The following is a 17,383-nucleotide window of genomic DNA, read 5'->3' on the forward strand; positions in this document are numbered from 1 at the left end:
CAATAGTATTGACGATACTATCACTAATAAGTGGAATGTGTATGTATGCGCGTCGAGCGATTATAAATAACTCCGGAAAAGGAAGAGGTCAGACAGCCGTCAGTGTTATTGTACCTGCTAGAAATGAAGCGGAGAACTTACCTAAATTACTTAACAGTATAAGTAAAGAGCAAGAAATAGAAGTAATTGTTATGGATGATGGTTCAACTGATGAGACACAAGTTGTCGCTAGATATTATGGTGCGAGCGTATATACTGTTGAAAATGATACTACATGGCAAGGTAAGTCACATGCTTGTTGGCAAGGTAGCAAATATGCAACGCATGATTTATTAATGTTTGTTGATGCTGATGTTCAGTTTGCTTGTGATGATAGTATTCAAAATATAGCCAATCAATATGATTTACAAGGTGGTAAAGGTTTGTTGTCAATACAACCTTATCACAAGATAAAAAAGCTATATGAAAATATATCGGCGATTTTTAATTTAATGACAATCGTAGGTATGAATCAATTTTCGATCACGAAATCAGCAAATAATGAGCAAGGCGCGTTTGGACCAGTCCTTGTGACAAATAAGCAAGATTATAAATTGACACAAGGACATTTGAAAGCTAAAAATCAAATCATTGAAGGCTTTGCAATAAGTAAAGCATATAATCAGCAAGGTTTGCCAGTTAGTTTGCATGAAGGCCAAGGTGTAGTGAATTTTAGAATGTATGCTCAAGGATATAAAGCGCTATTAGAGGGTTGGAGTAAACACTTTGCACTTGGCTCTCAAGTAACTAAAAAGTCTACGCTTACGTTTGTATTTTTATGGCTATTTGGTTCACTTACAACAGTTTTAGCGATAATTTTTTCAATTAATTTAGGCTCGTTATATATATTATTAGCTATTACTCTATATTTTATATATACGATACAATTTCATATATTTATCCGAAGAACAGGAAATTTTAATATCGTTGCGAGTTTATGTCATCCACTGCTCTTCATATGCTTTGTCGTGATATTTTTTAAATCATTGTTAGATATCAATGTATTCAAACGTATATATTGGAAAGGCCGTAGAATAGATTTATAGGTTAGTTTTTTATACAAATGTCAAGAAGTTCTAGGTTTACTGAGGAGGCCAATAAATGAATCAATTAGAGAGAGATGATAATTATTGTCACAATATAATGAAAGAACATTCAAAAACGTTCTCATATGCCTTTGATTTTTTGGATTTAAAAAGGAAAAAAGCAATTTGGGCTATTTATGCAGTTTGCAGAATTATAGATGACAGTATTGATAAATACAAAGATCTTGAGCAATTAAACGGCATAGCTAGAGATTTAGATGTGATTTATAGCGATTGTGATTATATTCAAGCGTATCAAAGTGATGCAGCTATTATGAATGCTTTAAGTAATACATTGAATACATATTCAATACCTAAAAAACCTTTTGAATCTTTAATTCAATATGTGAAGGAAGATTTAGTTTTAAAAGAAATGAAAACTGATTCAGATTTATATGAGTATTGCTATGGTGTGGCAGGTACTGTCGGTGAATTGTTAACTCCTATATTAACTTCATCAAATGAAAATAATTTCGAGCAAGCTGAAGAAGCTGCGATTGCTTTAGGCAAGGCAATGCAAATAACTAATATTTTAAGAGATGTCGGCGAAGATTTTCAAAATGGAAGAATTTATCTAAGTGTTGAAAAATTAGCTCAATATCGAGTTAATCTACATTCTATATATTATGAAGGAGTTACGCCAAATTATATAGAACTGTGGGAAAGTTACGCTACAGAGGCAGTTAGGTTATATGATATTGCATTAAACGGTATTAATTATTTTGACGAAGAGGTACGTTACATTATCGAATTAGCTGCGATAGCTTATCATGAAATACTTGTGGAAGTAAGGAAGGCAAACTATACGTTGCATAAGAAAGTATATGTAAGCAAATTGAAAAAAATGAAAATTTATCATGAACTTAGTGCGAAATATAATAGGAGTGAAACATTATGAAGATTGCAGTTATAGGCGGCGGTGTTTCAGGTTTAGCTGCAGCTTCAAGATTAGCAGCAAACGGTCACCAAGTAGATTTATATGAAAAGAACCAACAAATAGGTGGCAGGATGAATCAGATCAAGCAAGATGGATTTACATTTGATATGGGACCAACCATCGTAATGATGCCTGAGATTTATCGAGACGTTTTTAATTATGCTCAAAAAAATATGAATGATTACTTGGAAATTAAACAATTATCACATATATATGATGTTTATTTTAGTGAAACAGATCAAATTCGCGTTCCTACAGATCTTGCTCAATTAAGAGATATGCTTGAAAGTATTGAATCTAACTCTACACATGGTTTTATGTCCTTTTTAACAGATATATACGAAAGATACGAAATAGCACGAAAATATTTTCTAGAACGTACGTTTAGGAAACCTACAGATTTTTATAATCCTTTTACTATATATCAAGGTATGAAACTCAAAACATTTGATAAAGCAGATAATTTAATTGAAAAATATGTTGATAATGAAAAAATCCAAAAGATTTTAGCGTTTCAAACATTATATATAGGTATCGACCCTAAACGAAGCCCGTCATTGTATTCAATTATACCCATGATAGAGTTAATGTTTGGTGTTCACTTTATAAAAGGTGGTATGTATAGCTTTGTCAGAGCACTTCAAACGCTAAATGAAGAATTAGATACTCAAATTTATACCAACGCAAACGTTGAAGAAATTATCATTGATGGTAGGTATAAGTGTGCGGAGGGACTAAAAGTAAACGGACATATAGAAAAGTATGACAAAATAATTTGTACTGCTGATTTCCCATATGCTACTTCATCTTTAATTAAAAATGAACATCATCCTAAGAAGTATACGACACAGAAAATTGATAATATGGACTATTCTTGCTCAGCCTTTTTAATGTACATAGGGGTTGATAAAGATTTATCTGAAGATATCTTGTTACATAATGTTATATTTTCAAAGGATTTTGATAATAATATCAATGAAATATTTTCTGGCGAAATATCCCAAGATCCATCAATATATGTATACGCTCCTAGTGTGGAAGATCAGTCGTTAGCGCCAGAAGGTCAAACAGGTATTTATGTGCTGATGCCCGTTTCAGAATTGAAAACAGGTGATACGGATTGGTCTGATGAGTCAACAATCACACAAGTGAAAGATATTATTTACAATAAGCTTTCTACGATTAAAGCGTTAGAAGATTTGAAAAAGCAAGTTGTGACAGAAATTATTTATACACCTAAGGATTTTGAAGGAGATTATAATGCTAAATTTGGAGCAGCCTTTGGTTTAATGCCTACTTTAGCGCAAAGTAACTATTACAGACCGCCTAATGTGAGCAGAGATTACAAAAATTTGTATTTTGCTGGAGCTAGTGTTCATCCAGGGGCAGGAGTGCCAATTGTACTGACGAGTGCTAAAATTACAGTTGATGCTATGTTAGAAGATATTAATAATGGTATATAAAAAGCGGGGGTGGGACAGAAATCAAATTTTCTAATATAGATTTCGTAGTCCCACTCCGGCAAGGGTGACTAGAATTGAAAAAAGCTTGATATAATCGCATTTTCAATTCAGTCACCTACTGCCAAATTGAAAACGAGCCTGAGACATCTATTTATGTCCCAGGCTCGCCTTTTTAACTAATCGAACGTAATGGTTTGTGGTGTGTCTAATTTTTTATCGTTCATAATTTTTATGGATTTTGGTATTACTTTAATTACACACAAGTTTGGATCATCCTTAGAGTCAAAAAAGGACTTATCTTGTTTGTTCCAAATCCAATCAATAGTCTCTTGATCTTTCAGTATTTCAACATTAGCATCAATTTCTAGAAAACTACGATTATTCGTTTCATCGTAACCTATAAGTACATGAGCTTTGGGATTATCTTTCAATTCATCAATTTTTTTAGACTCAATGCTTGTCTTAGTATAAAGTGTGTGTCCATCATTATAAAATATCATGTATCTACTATTAGGTGTATTGTTATGTGCAGTAGATAGAACACCTATTTTTGATGTATTTAATATATTTTCAATTTCATTTTGTAATTGTTCGTTATTCATAATTTAATCACCTCTGATAATAATATACACTGAAGTTGCCTATAATATGTAAGGTATTAAAATTTATTTTATTTTTAAGTGAATTATACAAAAGTTAAAACGGGTATATGATTGAAAACACAATCTTAAGTTAAAGGACAATGATAAAGTGAATTTGTATGAAAAAAGCTGGGAAGCAATAAAATCCATTTAGGAGTCATACTTAACAGAGTTTTTAGAACGAAAGATAATCCACTTTTTCAATATATAGTGAAGCATCAAAATGAGATAAATAAATTGTATTTTATTAGAGGTCGCCAAATGAGAAAACTCGGTACTTGAGTACCGAGTTGAATCATTGTCTTGGGCGACCTGCATTGTACTCTGTCAATTGATTTTGAATGTATTGTTCTACAACATCTTTAGACATATTACCAAGTGTCGACATGAAAAAACTGGGTGACCATAAATGCCCATTCCATAGTTGTTTTTTCGTCTCGGGAAATAGTTGAAACCATTCTCTCGCAGAACGTCCTTTGAGCGTCTTAACAATAGAACTTGGGGCATGTTTGGGATTGAAACTTAGTAACATGTGAATATGGTCTGACATCACTTCGATTTCTTGAATAGTGATATCGTAACGATGAGATATATTTTCAAGTATACGTTTCATCTCATTACGCTTTAAATCTGTATCAAAAATTGAAGCACGATACTTAGTCACCCATACAAGATGAAAATTAAAATCATACACATTCGTTCTTGTTTTAACAATCATATGAAACCTCCTATAAACCTTAATTATAGCATTTAATATTGGTTTAAACAAAGTCATATGTGTGTTATCATATAAGTGTAAAAGGAGGTGACACATATGTATAAAGGAATCGAATATAAACTATATCCAAATCAAAAACAAGCTGAACTGATACAAATGACTTTTGGTCATACACGATTCATTTGGAATCAAATGTTAGGTATGTTAAAAGAACGATATCAAAATAACGCTAACCTTAAAATGTTATCTTATTCAAAACTATCTTCATTAATCCCTCAGTTAAAACGGGAATATCCTTGGTTAAAAGATGTAGACAGTGTCGCGATTCAATGTTCTGTTAAAACATTATCTGATACATTTGACCGTTTCTTTAAAGGAGGTTGTCGCTATCCTAAATTTAAATCAAGAAAACAAACGGTACAGTCTTATTTAAGTACAATAAGAGGGGAGAATATACGTTTTAATGGCAATCAACGTTATGTTAAACTTCCTAAATTAGGTTGGGTTAAGTGTAGAATGAGTGTACCTCATATTGAAAATGAACGTATCAAATCAGTTACTATTAAACAAAAACCAAGTGGTAAGTATATGATGTCTGTTTTAGTTACAAGTGAAAATCAAACTTTACCTAAAACACATCAAACTGTAGGTATAGATTTAGGCGTTTCTGATTTTGCGATTACATCTGACGGTCATAAATATCGTTCTCAAAGGTTGCATTTAAAATACCAAAAACAGTTACATGTTTGGGAAAAAAGAATGGCAAGGCGTCGATTACGTGCCAAAGCTGAAGATAAGTCATTGTCAGAATCAAAAAATTATCAGAAAGCACGTCAACAAGTCGCTCGTATTCATGAAAAAATAGCTCATACGCGTAAAGACTATATTCATAAAATCACGACAGATTTAGTCAAAAACTATGATGTGATTGTCATTGAAGATTTGAAAACATCTAATCTGTTAAAAAATCATCACTTAGCACGTATTATTGCCTCACAATCATGGCATCAATTTAAAATAATATTAAAATATAAATGTGAACGATACGGCAAACAGTTACATTGTGTCAATCCATATAAAACCTCACAATTCTGTTCTAATTGTGGTCATGATAGTGGCAAAAAAACATTAAATATACGCCATTGGCGTTGCTCATCATGTCATACTTTACATGATAGAGATATTAACGCAGCGAAAAATATAAGAAATGTAGGCTTGGGACAAGCCTTAGTCAAATAGCTTAGACCACTGATTTACTTTGAAATAAGTAAATCAAGTCATGAGTGTTCCTAGAAACTCGTTACTTTAGTAACGATGTAGTTCATCATATTGAAATTGGAAAAGATTATCCACAGACTATCGTGAATCATAAAAATAGTAGAGATTATGTTATGGATAAATTTAAGCAATTTTGACATGTCATCCAATAAAAAGGAGTGATTCATTTGTTAAAAAATGAAATACATCGTATTTATTTAGACAAAAATAATAATGAGGTAACTATTAATAGATTTAATGTGACATACCACTATACTATATTAGAACAAATTAATGATTTGCCACAATATGGTTATGCAGTTTTAAACCATTTATATGCTAATCCTGGTTTAGAGGCAGACTTCGAGCGTGTGTTCTTAAATAGAGATAAACATCTAGAGAATACTGAAGGGTTTGAAAATCTATTATTTCTAAAGCCACATAGTACACATGAACATCATGTTATCATTACGTTTTGGCAAGACGAAGCAGCTTACAAACATTGGCAAGAGTCTCAGGAATATAAAACATCCCATAAAAATAGAGGAACCAAACAAGGCGCTGATAAATCTATTGTAAACAGAAACCTATCATTTAATATTAGTTTAGAATTTAAATAACATAATTTTTGAATTAAATGATATTTCTGAAAACATATAGGCGAGTTATTTAAATACTAACTTGTCTATTTTTTAAGCGATATAAAATTTTTAGCAAAATCACTGATAAGCAGACTCATACTATAAATGAGGTTGTATATAACTCACTCTGAAATTGATTGAATATATAGTATCTTTAATAAAATGCAGCTATTGTGGCGTAGAATTTAAGAATTAAAAAATGATTAATATAGTTTGAAAAGACTGAATATAAATACTAGAAGAATAGCCAGTAAATGAGTTTATTATGAATTCATTTACTGGCTTCTTTAAATAATGATCTAGACAATTTGCTTTTCTAGACCTACTTTGAAATACGTTATTTTCTTTAAGCATATTAATATATGACTTGTGTTGATAATGCTAACCTTGGTCAGAGTGTATTGTCATGCGATAATTCAGATGAGATTTTTTAATTAAAACCTTATTTTAAACATCGATGACAAGGTCTAATGTAGGACGTATAGACATCATTTTCAGAATGATATAAATAAATCCATAAATGGAGATAAATCGAAATTATTTATACCCCATTGGGGTATATGTTATAGTATAAGTAACTTTACTATAACATTTTCATTAGGAGGGGTTAATTTGAATAATAATGGTGAAGCGCATAATCATCAAAATCACATGAATCATTCTAATCAAATGCATCATGATAACCATGCCTCACATCATCATCATAGTGGCCATGCACATCATCATGGAAATTTTAAAGTTAAGTTTTTTGTTTCATTAATTTTTGCAATACCTATCATTCTTTTATCGCCAATGATGGGTGTTAACTTACCTTTTCAATTCACATTTCCAGGTTCTGAATGGGTAGTGTTAATATTAAGTACAATTTTATTCTTTTATGGTGGTAAACCGTTCTTGTCTGGTGGTAAAGATGAAATTGCTACAAAAAAACCAGGCATGATGACCTTAGTTGCCCTAGGTATTTCAGTAGCTTATATTTATAGCTTGTATGCTTTTTATATGAATAACTTTAGTAGTGCAACTGGTCATACAATGGACTTTTTTTGGGAATTAGCAACCTTAATTTTAATTATGCTATTAGGACATTGGATAGAAATGAATGCTGTCGGAAATGCTGGAGATGCTTTAAAGAAAATGGCAGAACTGTTACCTAATAGTGCTATTAAAGTTATGGATAATGGCCAACGTGAAGAAGTTAAAATATCAGACATCATGACTGATGATATCGTCGAAGTAAAAGCCGGAGAAAGTATTCCAACAGATGGTATTATCGTTCAAGGACAAACATCTATAGATGAATCCCTAGTCACTGGAGAATCTAAAAAAGTACAAAAAAATCAAAATGACAACGTCATCGGGGGTTCTATTAATGGGTCTGGAACAATACAAGTCAAGGTTACAGCTGTGGGAGAAGATGGATATCTTTCTCAAGTTATGGGACTTGTTAATCAAGCACAAAATGATAAATCTAGTGCTGAATTGTTATCTGATAAAGTAGCGGGTTATTTATTCTACTTTGCTGTAAGTGTTGGCGTGATTTCTTTTATTGTCTGGATGCTCATTCAAAATGATGTTGATTTTGCATTAGAACGTCTTGTAACTGTGTTAGTCATTGCTTGTCCACATGCTTTAGGCTTGGCAATACCTTTAGTCACTGCACGTTCTACTTCAATTGGTGCACATAACGGTTTAATTATTAAAAATAGAGAGTCTGTAGAAATAGCTCAACATATCGATTATGTAATGATGGATAAAACTGGTACTTTAACTGAGGGTAACTTTTCTGTGAATCATTATGAGAGCTTTAAAAATGATTTGAGTAATGATACAATATTAAGCCTTTTCGCCTCATTAGAAAGTCAATCTAATCACCCATTAGCTATAAGTATTGTTGATTTTGCGAAAAGTAAAAATGTTTCATTTACTAACCCACAAGACGTTAATAATATTCCAGGTGTCGGATTAGAAGGTTTAATTGATAATAAAACATATAAAATAACAAATGTCTCTTATCTTGATAAACATAAACTTAATTATGACAATGACTTGTTTACTAAATTAGCTCAACAAGGTAATTCAATCAGTTATTTAATTGAGGATCAACAAGTCATTGGCATGATTGCTCAAGGAGATCAAATTAAAGAAAGCTCAAAACAAATGGTAGCTGATTTACTATCAAGAAATATTACACCAGTCATGCTTACAGGTGATAATAATGAAGTGGCACACGCTGTCGCAAAAGAATTAGGTATTAGTGATGTCCACGCACAACTCATGCCAGAAGATAAGGAAAGCATTATAAAAGATTATCAAAGTGACGGTAATAAAGTCATGATGGTCGGAGACGGTATCAACGATGCGCCGAGTCTTATAAGAGCCGATATTGGTATAGCAATTGGTGCAGGCACAGATGTTGCAGTGGATTCAGGTGATATCATACTTGTTAAAAGTAATCCATCAGATATTATTCATTTCTTGACCCTTTCAAATAATACTATGAGAAAAATGGTGCAAAACTTATGGTGGGGTGCAGGTTATAATATTGTTGCTGTACCTTTAGCAGCTGGTATTTTAGCATTTATCGGCTTGATTTTATCACCAGCTGTAGGAGCAATATTAATGTCTTTAAGTACAGTTATAGTAGCGATTAATGCTTTTACATTAAAATTAAAATAAAAGAGGTAAACCTTATGTATAATAAAGTTTTTGCAATTTTAATTATAATTTTTTCCATAACAATTATTGCGTCTAATGATACTTTCGCAGAAAGTAAGAATGATATGATGAATATGAAAGAAGATAAGAAAAATACAATGGATATGACAAATATGAAACATCATGACGAAAGAAAGAAATTAAATTCTTCACAAGGAAAAAATGAAATAATATTCCCTAAAGTTGCAGAGTCAAAAAAAGATAACAATGGTTATAAAAATTATACATTAAAAGCTCAGGAAGGAAAGACAGAGTTTTACAAAAATAATTTTTCTAATACTCTAGGCTACAATGGAAATTTACTTGGACCAACTTTAAAATTAAAAAAAGGAGATAAAGTTAAAATTAAGTTAATAAATAACTTAGATGAAAATACAACATTTCATTGGCATGGATTAGAAGTAAATGGAAAAGTGGATGGAGGGCCTTCTCAGGTTATAAAACCAGGAAAAGAAAAAACTATAAAATTTGAGGTTAATCAAGATTCTGCTACGTTATGGTATCACCCCCACCCCTCTCCAAATACAGCTAAACAAGTTTATAATGGCTTATCAGGATTATTATATATAGAAGATAGTAAAAAGAATAATTATCCTAGTAATTATGGAAAAAATGATTTGCCTATAATAATCCAAGATAAAACATTTGTATCTAAAAAATTAAATTATTCAAAAACGAAAGACGAAGATGGCACTCAAGGTGATACTGTTCTTGTGAACGGAATAGTAAACCCCAAACTTACAGCAAAAGAAGAGAAAATACGTTTGAGACTTTTAAATGGTTCTAATGCTCGAGATTTAAATCTTAAGCTAAGTAATAATCAAAGTTTTGAGTATATTGCTTCAGATGGCGGTCAATTAAAAAACGCTAAAAAATTAAAAGAAATTAATTTAGCTCCTTCAGAAAGAAAAGAAATAGTAATAGATTTATCTAAAATGAAAGGCGAGAAAATCAGTCTGGTTGATAATGATAAAACTGTAATTTTACCGATTAGTAACAAAGAGAAAAGTTCTAACAAAAGTAATACACCAAAAGTAGGTAAGAAAATAAAATTAGAAGGTATGAATGATAATGTTACCATTAATGGTAATAAATTCGATCCTAACAGAATAGATTTTACACAAAAGTTAAACCAGAAAGAAGTATGGGAAATTGAAAACGTCAAAGATAAAATGGGTGGTATGAAACATCCTTTCCACATCCATGGAACGCAATTTAAAGTTTTATCTGTGGATGGGGAGAAACCTCCAAAAGATATGAGGGGTAAAAAGGATGTTATATCTTTGGAACCTGGACAAAAAGCTAAAATAGAGGTTGTATTTAAAAATACTGGAACATACATGTTTCACTGTCATATACTTGAGCATGAAGATAATGGAATGATGGGTCAAGTAAAAGTAACAAACTAATCAATAGGGAAATTTTAATATGATGAAAAAAGATGAAGACACTAATGACCAAAAAAGTGAGAGCCATATGAAGCATAATGATGAAAGTAAAGTTCCTGAAGATATGAAATCGACTAATGAAGGTGAATTTAAAGTAGGAGATAAAGTAACGATTACAGCAGGACATATGCCAGGTATGAAAGGTGCAGAAGCTACTGTAAAAGGTGCGTATAAAACATATGCCTATGTTGTAAGTTATAAACCCACAAGTGGAAATGAAAAAGTAAACAATCATAAAAGGGTCGTAAACGAAGAGATCAAAGATGCACCTAAAGATGGATTTAGTAAGGGCGATACTGTTAAATTAGAAGCAAGTCATATGTCTGATATGAAAGGTGCTACAGCCAATATAGATAACGTGAAAAAGACTACTGTTTACGTAGTTGATTACAAATCCAAAGATAATGGTAAAATCATTAAAAATCATAAATGGATGACAGTAAATGAACTGAAAGCACGATAAAAATCTAGTTCTAGATTGAGAAATAAATAGATATAAAAATATCCCCCTTAATCAATAATTTAAATAACTTATTATTGTTAAGGAGGATATTTTTTAGTGTGTAAATTAAAAAGAATTTTAGAAGAATAACATTTATCAAAAAACTGTTCATTACGTTATTAATTGAAATTATATAATTAAAAACCACATCATTAACCGATACGCAGAAGCATATCATAAGTGATGCGGTTTTTCAGTTTTAGTAGTTATCTTTTATGCTATAATTATAGCAATAAAAATTTTAAATTAAGGTTGGATTATAATTTGGTAAGATTTATTGGTAATAAAAATGCATTAAAAAATAATAAAATGAGAAATAATGGATAAACTAAAGCATCCCTCACTGCAAAGTGAAGGATGCTCTAGTTTTATTAGAATATAGTTTTCATTTTGATAGATAATGGTTAATAATTGTCTGTAAATCATTATTAAGTACCGTTGTAATACAATCGTCATTCATAAAATCTTCATAGATTTTCCCCAATATTTCTTCATCTTCAATTGCTGTGAAGTGATGTACTAGCCCTTTTACTATTGATATATAATTTTGTGACGCTAAACAATTAGCAACCGTTCACCAGTCTGATTGTGTAGTTTCACGGTTCATAGATAACCCTCCTTTTTATTTTAATGTCCATTTTTGACGTGCTTTAGGGTTTAGTGAATGCATGATTTCATTTGTTGCTGGATTAACGAGTTTTTTAACTTTCTTTTTGTGAGGCTTCAACATTTCCATCACTTGCTCAACACGTTTGACGACAATAGGCCGCTTCGCATAGGCGCCATAAGCTAGAATCACTGTGTCACTTTCACTTATCGCTTTCATTAAGTGTATATCTGTGTGCTCATCGTATGGTTCTTTGATATGTTTGAGATTTTCAGGCGTTTTAATATTCGAAAATAAATTCACTAAATATACAGCGCCATATTGTTCAGAATTCGCTAATTGATTAAGAATGAGAACAGTAGTAGGATCGAGTGATAATACACCATCTAAATGAGGGTACATCGTTATCACTGTACAAGCGGGTTGTTCTTGTTCATGTGTGATTGACAATATATTCTTATCTTCTTGTAGTCTAAAAATGTGTAGGTAATCTGTATGGGGGTGATTATCTCTTTCTTTCACCATATTCCAAAGTAATATTTGAAGCTCTAGAGATAGTTGTTCACTAATGCCTCTTGTGATATATCGATTGATTTTCATATTATTTTACCTCATCTTGAATTTCTTTCATGATGATAATTGCTTGACTAATAATCGTAACAGATATTTGTGCCACTTTGATCCAATTATTCATGGCGATTCCCTCCTTCTTTTAGTAGATGACGTTCATCGATAATCGTATTTTTAATATCAGTGAGGTAGAGAAAGTCCATATCAAAATAATCCAAATAACCAATGCTGATGAGTTGGTTATTGACGTACATAAGAAATGGAAAGATACTTAGCTCATGTAGTTCATTGTTATAGTAGGTATAAGTTTCAAGTGTAAGATGAGCAAGTGGGGTATGGTCTACAAAGCGAGTAGGAAGTATATTTTCTGCTGCTTCTTCTAACGCTTCACATTCCCATGTTTCATTGTTAGATAGTTGGAAAAGACGAGTTATATATTGTTTGAGTTCTTGAGTGATTGTTTTCATATCATTGCCTCCTAGATAGTGTGATAGTGATGTAGTTGATATACATCATTGGGATAATATATATTTGATTTGTCATTTATTACGAATCCCGGTGAGAATAAGAGAAAATTCCATATAAAAAACCGCTAAAAACATTGTTATGACAAGGAAATACCGGAATCCCGCCTATTTTGACGAACAATCAACTCATTATTTATACGTATTAATGATGAGTGTATCTCTCTGCTTCCTTATATATATTATTTATTTATAAAAAATAACGAGATTTTGGGATTGTGCTTGCACAATCCTTCTGCTTCTTCGAATCTGCAAATCCCATTTGTTTCCCGGTAAAAAATCATCGTGGGATGTTCTTTAGCAATTTCAATATAAGCATCATGTAGTAGTAGATAGATAATGCAATTTGCTATTATATTAGATAAGTGTTATTGAAATTGATAAAAACTATATACTTCAATAAAATGAAATTTGTAAATACAAAAATAAGAGATAGAACCAAAATTTCTTGTTCTACCTCTTTAAGTGATAAAGTGTTATTTTTCTTTCACAAGTTTTTTAACTTCTTCTAATTCTTTTTCAACATCTCTATCCGGTTTTTTAGTTATAAGACTGACGATATAAGTCACAATTAAACTTGTTAAAAATCCAGGAATAATTTCATATAAATTAAAGAAATCAATATGTTCTCCTAATGGTTTCACAAAAACAATCCAAATAATGACTACAACTGATCCCGATATCATACCAGAAATAGCTCCTGTACGACTTAATCCCTTCCAATAGAGAGATAGTAATACCAGTGGACCAAATGCAGCACCAAATCCAGCCCATGCATTACCAACAAGATTAAGTATAGTATCATTTGGAGTCCATGCGATTATAATAGATATAATTGCTATAATAAGAACAGATAATCGACCTACTAATAAAAACTCTTTTTTATGTTTTTTTGCAGCTTCTTCGCCTCTAATTAATTTATAGAAATCCTCTGTAAGTGAACTAGAAGTAACGAGTAGTTGTGAGGAGATTGTGCTCATAATAGCTGCTAAAATTGCTGCAAGAAGGAAACCACCAACCAATGGATGGAATAAAATTTGGCCCATTAAAATAAACAGTGTTTCTGGATCATTTAATTTAACTCCTCTATCTTGAACAAAAGCAATACCTATCAACCCTACACATACAGCACCAATTAAACTAATAGCCATCCAACTAATACCAAATCTTCTGGCAGTTTTTAATTGACTAACGGATTTGATTGACATGAATCGTACTATAATATGCGGTTGCCCAAAGTAACCTAATCCCCAAGCAAAGAAAGAAATAATTCCCACAATAGTAGTACCTTTAAATAAATCTAAATTAGTCGGTTTTAAATCTGCTGCTTGAGAAAAAGCATCAATACCTCCGAGCTGCATCATGGCTACAATAGGTACCATAACCATCGCAATTAACATAACTACACCTTGAAAGAAGTCAGTTAATGATACTGCTAAATACCCCCCAAAGAATGTATAAGCAATAACAATCACCGAAACTATAATAAGACCAGTATGATAATCTAGACCAAACGCACTATTAAATAATTTACCACCAGAAACCATACCCGAGTGAGTATATAGTGTAAAGAATACAACAATAATACCACCAGAGATAATTTTAATAATATTAGAATTATCATTAAGGCGATGTGTAAAGTAGTTAGGTAATGTGATTGAGTCATTCGCTTTTTCAGTGTACACACGAAGTCTTGGTGCTACAAGTATGTAGTTAACATAAGCTCCGATAGTTAACCCAATAGCTAACCAAGCTGCTGATAAACCTGTTGTATAAACCTCTCCAGGTAACCCCATAATCATCCAACCACTCATATCTGAAGCTCCAGCAGATAATGCAGTAACGTAAGGTCCTATATTTCTTCCACCAAGCATATATTCTCTTAAATCTCCGGTTGCCTGCTTATAACCATAATATCCAATAACAAGTAAAATTAGAAAATATACTGCAAGCATGATATATGTCCGCCAGTCAAGATTCACTTGGCTTGATAAAGATGTAGCTAAAACAAACATATTAAATAACTCCCTTATATTTATTTTTGTTACATACAATAATTATACAAAAAACAAGAGTTATTTAAAGGATAAATTTAAATTTTTGGTATTTAATGAATCTTATTAATTGTAAATACTATATTTATGTAGCAGTGACTATATTTTTAATATTAATTTTTAGTATATAATATTCATTGATTTTGTATATAACGATAATAAAAATAAATATACTATATTTGAGTAACATATAAATCGATATATTTGATTTGTCATTTATTAAGAATCCCGTTGACAATATGAGAAAATTCTATATAAAAACTCGTGATAAACGTTGGTGTAACAAGTAAATCCCGGAATCCCACCCATTTTGACGAACAATCAACTCATTATTTATAAGTATTGATGATAGGATTGGGTCTCTGCTTCCTTATATATATTATTTATTTATAAAGAATAACGGGATTTTGGGATTGTGCTTGTACAATCCTTCTGCTTCTTCGAATTTGCAAATCCCATTCCTTTCCCGGTAAAAAATTATCGTGGGATGTTCTTTAGCAATTTCAATATAAGCTTCGTGTAGTTATGAAAATAATTACGACAATGGCTGTTTCATTAGATAAGTGTTATTGAAATTGATAAAGAGAATTCTAAAATTGGTTAGATAAAATAAATGAAAGAATAACAGAATAGTCATTGTTTATTCAATAGTTATATATATAGTTTGCGGCAAAAATAAAGGCGAAGTGCTGAGGAGCACTTCGTCGAGTGGATGGTTATTAAATAGTTGTTTATTAAAAGCGTTATCCAATTTGAGGATGATGTAAAATTAATTTTTATGATATTCATCTATCCTTATATCAATACGATTGATAATCGTTAGATACAGTGATTTCAATTGCTATTTCTCTAATTCTTCAATATCTTTGAACATTGTCTGTAACACATTAGCAGTCATATCAGTATTATAATGTGGGAATTCAGCTTGTTTATCTTGTTCTAGTAGATAGCACTATTTATATTAGTATTTAAAATTTAAATATTTTGATTATATAAAAAACGTTGATACAATTCATATAATAGTAAGTCTATATTTTTTATTTTGGAGGAACATATTTGGGGACCCTATTTAGTCTGATTACTTTTATATTATTATTAGTCCTAACGGCATTTTTCGTAGCGACAGAGTTTGCTATCGTGAAAGTCAGAGAAACAAGAATTGCACAATTGTTTAATGCAGGAGAGAAGAAAGCAATCGCTGCTAAAAAAGTTGTCGATCATCTTGACGAATACTTAGCTGCCTGTCAATTAGGTATTACCATTACCGCTTTAGGTATTGGTATGGTAGGGGAATCCACATTTGAATTTATTCTAAACCCACTATTCAGTAGTATAGGTATTCCTGAAGCATGGATACATCCATTTACTATTGGTGGTGCGTTTGTTATCGCGACATTTTTACATGTAGTTGTAGGTGAGATGGCGCCTAAGACCATTGCGATTCAAAAAGCTGAGTATATTACATTACTCTTTGCGAAGCCAATCATCTTTTTCTATAAAATAATGTATCCATTTATTTGGCTATTAAATGGTGCAGCACGATTAATCTTGAAAATGTTCAACATGAAACCAGCTAAAGAGAGTGAGGTATTCCACTCTGAAGAAGAATTGAAACAATTAATTCAAGATAGCCATGAAGGTGGCGAAATTAATGACAGTGAGTTACACCATATTAACCAAGCATTTAAATTCGATAATTTAGTCGCAAAAGATATTATGATCGATCAAGAACATGTCAAAACACTCAATTTAAATACGCGTTTTGATGATGAGATTCAACAAATTAAAGTAGATGCATTTACAAGATATCCAGCTATTAAAGATGATCAAATTGTTGGTTTTATCCATTCCAAATCATTATTTAATGTGGATCAGCCATCTAAGTTAGTGACATTTGTTAATCCAATTATCAACGTTAAACTGAATACGCCATTGAAGCACATTTTGGAAATAATGAAAAAGAAAAAAGTTCATATTGCTGCAGTTTATGATAATGCTGATTTCAAAGGTATCATTACTTTAGAAAATATTCTTGAAGAAATCGTTGGCGATATTGAAGATGAATATAATTAATACAACTGTTTATACTGCCCCTATCATTGAGATTTGAAAGTTTGAATGATAGGGCATTTTTTATTTACCGACTTTAAACTTTGACATCCGACTCAATTTGTAACTATAA

The 17,383-nt window shown here is 31.3% G+C and carries 13 protein-coding genes and 4 pseudogenes; 9 read left to right on the top strand and 8 right to left on the bottom strand.

From position 1 onward, the window contains the following. Positions 1-41 precede the first annotated feature (41 nt). Genes LFT63_RS12065 through LFT63_RS12075 form a run of 3 tightly spaced genes read left to right on the top strand, consistent with a single transcriptional unit; the run spans position 42 to position 3,524 of the window. The gene (locus tag LFT63_RS12065; RefSeq protein WP_017636315.1) at positions 42-1,085 is read left to right on the top strand and encodes a glycosyltransferase; all 1,044 of its coding nucleotides are present in this window, start codon (positions 42-44) and stop codon (positions 1,083-1,085) included. A 55-nt stretch (positions 1,086-1,140) separates the two neighbouring features. Beyond that, positions 1,141-2,022, top strand: coding sequence for a phytoene/squalene synthase family protein (locus LFT63_RS12070; RefSeq protein ID WP_340769423.1), 882 nt, complete (start codon positions 1,141-1,143; stop codon positions 2,020-2,022). Next, entirely contained in the window at positions 2,019-3,524 is a 1,506-nt protein-coding gene (locus LFT63_RS12075; protein ID WP_017636313.1) for a phytoene desaturase family protein, read from the top strand. The genes LFT63_RS12070 and LFT63_RS12075 overlap by 4 nt, the downstream gene beginning before the upstream one ends. Before the next feature lie 176 nt (positions 3,525-3,700). On the opposite strand, the gene LFT63_RS12080 is transcribed toward LFT63_RS12075, so the two are convergent. Beyond that, the gene (locus LFT63_RS12080; protein ID WP_017636312.1) at positions 3,701-4,126 is read right to left on the bottom strand and encodes a pyridoxamine 5'-phosphate oxidase family protein; all 426 of its coding nucleotides are present in this window, start codon (positions 4,124-4,126) and stop codon (positions 3,701-3,703) included. Positions 4,127-4,460: 334 nt separating this feature from the next. Beyond that, a complete protein-coding gene (tnpA, locus tag LFT63_RS12085) occupies positions 4,461-4,907 on the bottom strand; it encodes an IS200/IS605 family transposase (protein WP_372868721.1) in 447 nt (148 codons plus the stop codon). A gap of 72 nt (positions 4,908-4,979) precedes the next feature. On the opposite strand from tnpA, the gene LFT63_RS12090 reads away from it, so the two are divergent. From LFT63_RS12090 to LFT63_RS12110, 5 genes are all read left to right on the top strand, one after another. Continuing rightward, positions 4,980-6,122 carry an RNA-guided endonuclease TnpB family protein gene (locus tag LFT63_RS12090; RefSeq protein ID WP_340769427.1) on the top strand — a complete coding sequence of 381 codons (1,143 nt, stop codon included), beginning with the start codon at positions 4,980-4,982 and terminating at the stop codon, positions 6,120-6,122. A gap of 197 nt (positions 6,123-6,319) precedes the next feature. Next, positions 6,320-6,760, top strand: a complete 441-nt coding sequence (locus LFT63_RS12095) for an antibiotic biosynthesis monooxygenase family protein (protein ID WP_236549873.1) — start codon at positions 6,320-6,322, stop codon at positions 6,758-6,760. Positions 6,761-7,393: 633 nt separating this feature from the next. After that, a complete protein-coding gene (locus tag LFT63_RS12100; RefSeq protein WP_017636309.1) occupies positions 7,394-9,457 on the top strand; it encodes a heavy metal translocating P-type ATPase in 2,064 nt (687 codons plus the stop codon). A gap of 14 nt (positions 9,458-9,471) precedes the next feature. Further along, positions 9,472-10,905, top strand: a complete 1,434-nt coding sequence (locus tag LFT63_RS12105; RefSeq protein WP_017636308.1) for a multicopper oxidase family protein — start codon at positions 9,472-9,474, stop codon at positions 10,903-10,905. Positions 10,906-10,924: 19 nt separating this feature from the next. Next, the gene (locus tag LFT63_RS12110) at positions 10,925-11,407 is read left to right on the top strand and encodes a YdhK family protein (RefSeq protein WP_340769435.1); all 483 of its coding nucleotides are present in this window, start codon (positions 10,925-10,927) and stop codon (positions 11,405-11,407) included. Between the two features lie 424 nt (positions 11,408-11,831). Here LFT63_RS12110 and LFT63_RS12115 read toward each other — a convergent pair. From LFT63_RS12115 to LFT63_RS12135, 6 genes and pseudogenes are all read right to left on the bottom strand, one after another. Then, positions 11,832-12,053 (bottom strand): annotated as a pseudogene (locus LFT63_RS12115) (hypothetical protein). Between the two features lie 15 nt (positions 12,054-12,068). Continuing rightward, a pseudogene (locus LFT63_RS12120) lies at positions 12,069-12,476 on the bottom strand (DUF1643 domain-containing protein); the annotation flags it as partial. Continuing rightward, positions 12,471-12,653, bottom strand: a pseudogene (locus LFT63_RS12670) (DUF960 family protein); the annotation flags it as partial. The pseudogenes LFT63_RS12120 and LFT63_RS12670, both read right to left, overlap by 6 nt. 86 nt (positions 12,654-12,739) lie before the next feature. Next, a complete protein-coding gene (locus LFT63_RS12125) occupies positions 12,740-13,090 on the bottom strand; it encodes an SAUGI family uracil-DNA glycosylase inhibitor (protein ID WP_089589864.1) in 351 nt (116 codons plus the stop codon). Positions 13,091-13,623: 533 nt separating this feature from the next. Further along, a complete protein-coding gene (putP, locus tag LFT63_RS12130) occupies positions 13,624-15,162 on the bottom strand; it encodes a sodium/proline symporter PutP (protein WP_154835995.1) in 1,539 nt (512 codons plus the stop codon). 679 nt (positions 15,163-15,841) lie between these two features. Further along, positions 15,842-16,084: pseudogene (locus LFT63_RS12135) on the bottom strand (cassette chromosome recombinase CcrB); the annotation flags it as partial. A 173-nt stretch (positions 16,085-16,257) separates the two neighbouring features. Between LFT63_RS12135 and LFT63_RS12140 the strand changes: the two are divergent. Further along, positions 16,258-17,274, top strand: a complete 1,017-nt coding sequence (locus LFT63_RS12140; RefSeq protein ID WP_340769441.1) for a hemolysin family protein — start codon at positions 16,258-16,260, stop codon at positions 17,272-17,274. Positions 17,275-17,383: the final 109 nt, after the last annotated feature.

It is taken from the genome of Staphylococcus sp. FSL H8-0121, from assembly GCF_038008425.1.
GTDB lineage: Bacteria > Bacillota > Bacilli > Staphylococcales > Staphylococcaceae > Staphylococcus > Staphylococcus pasteuri.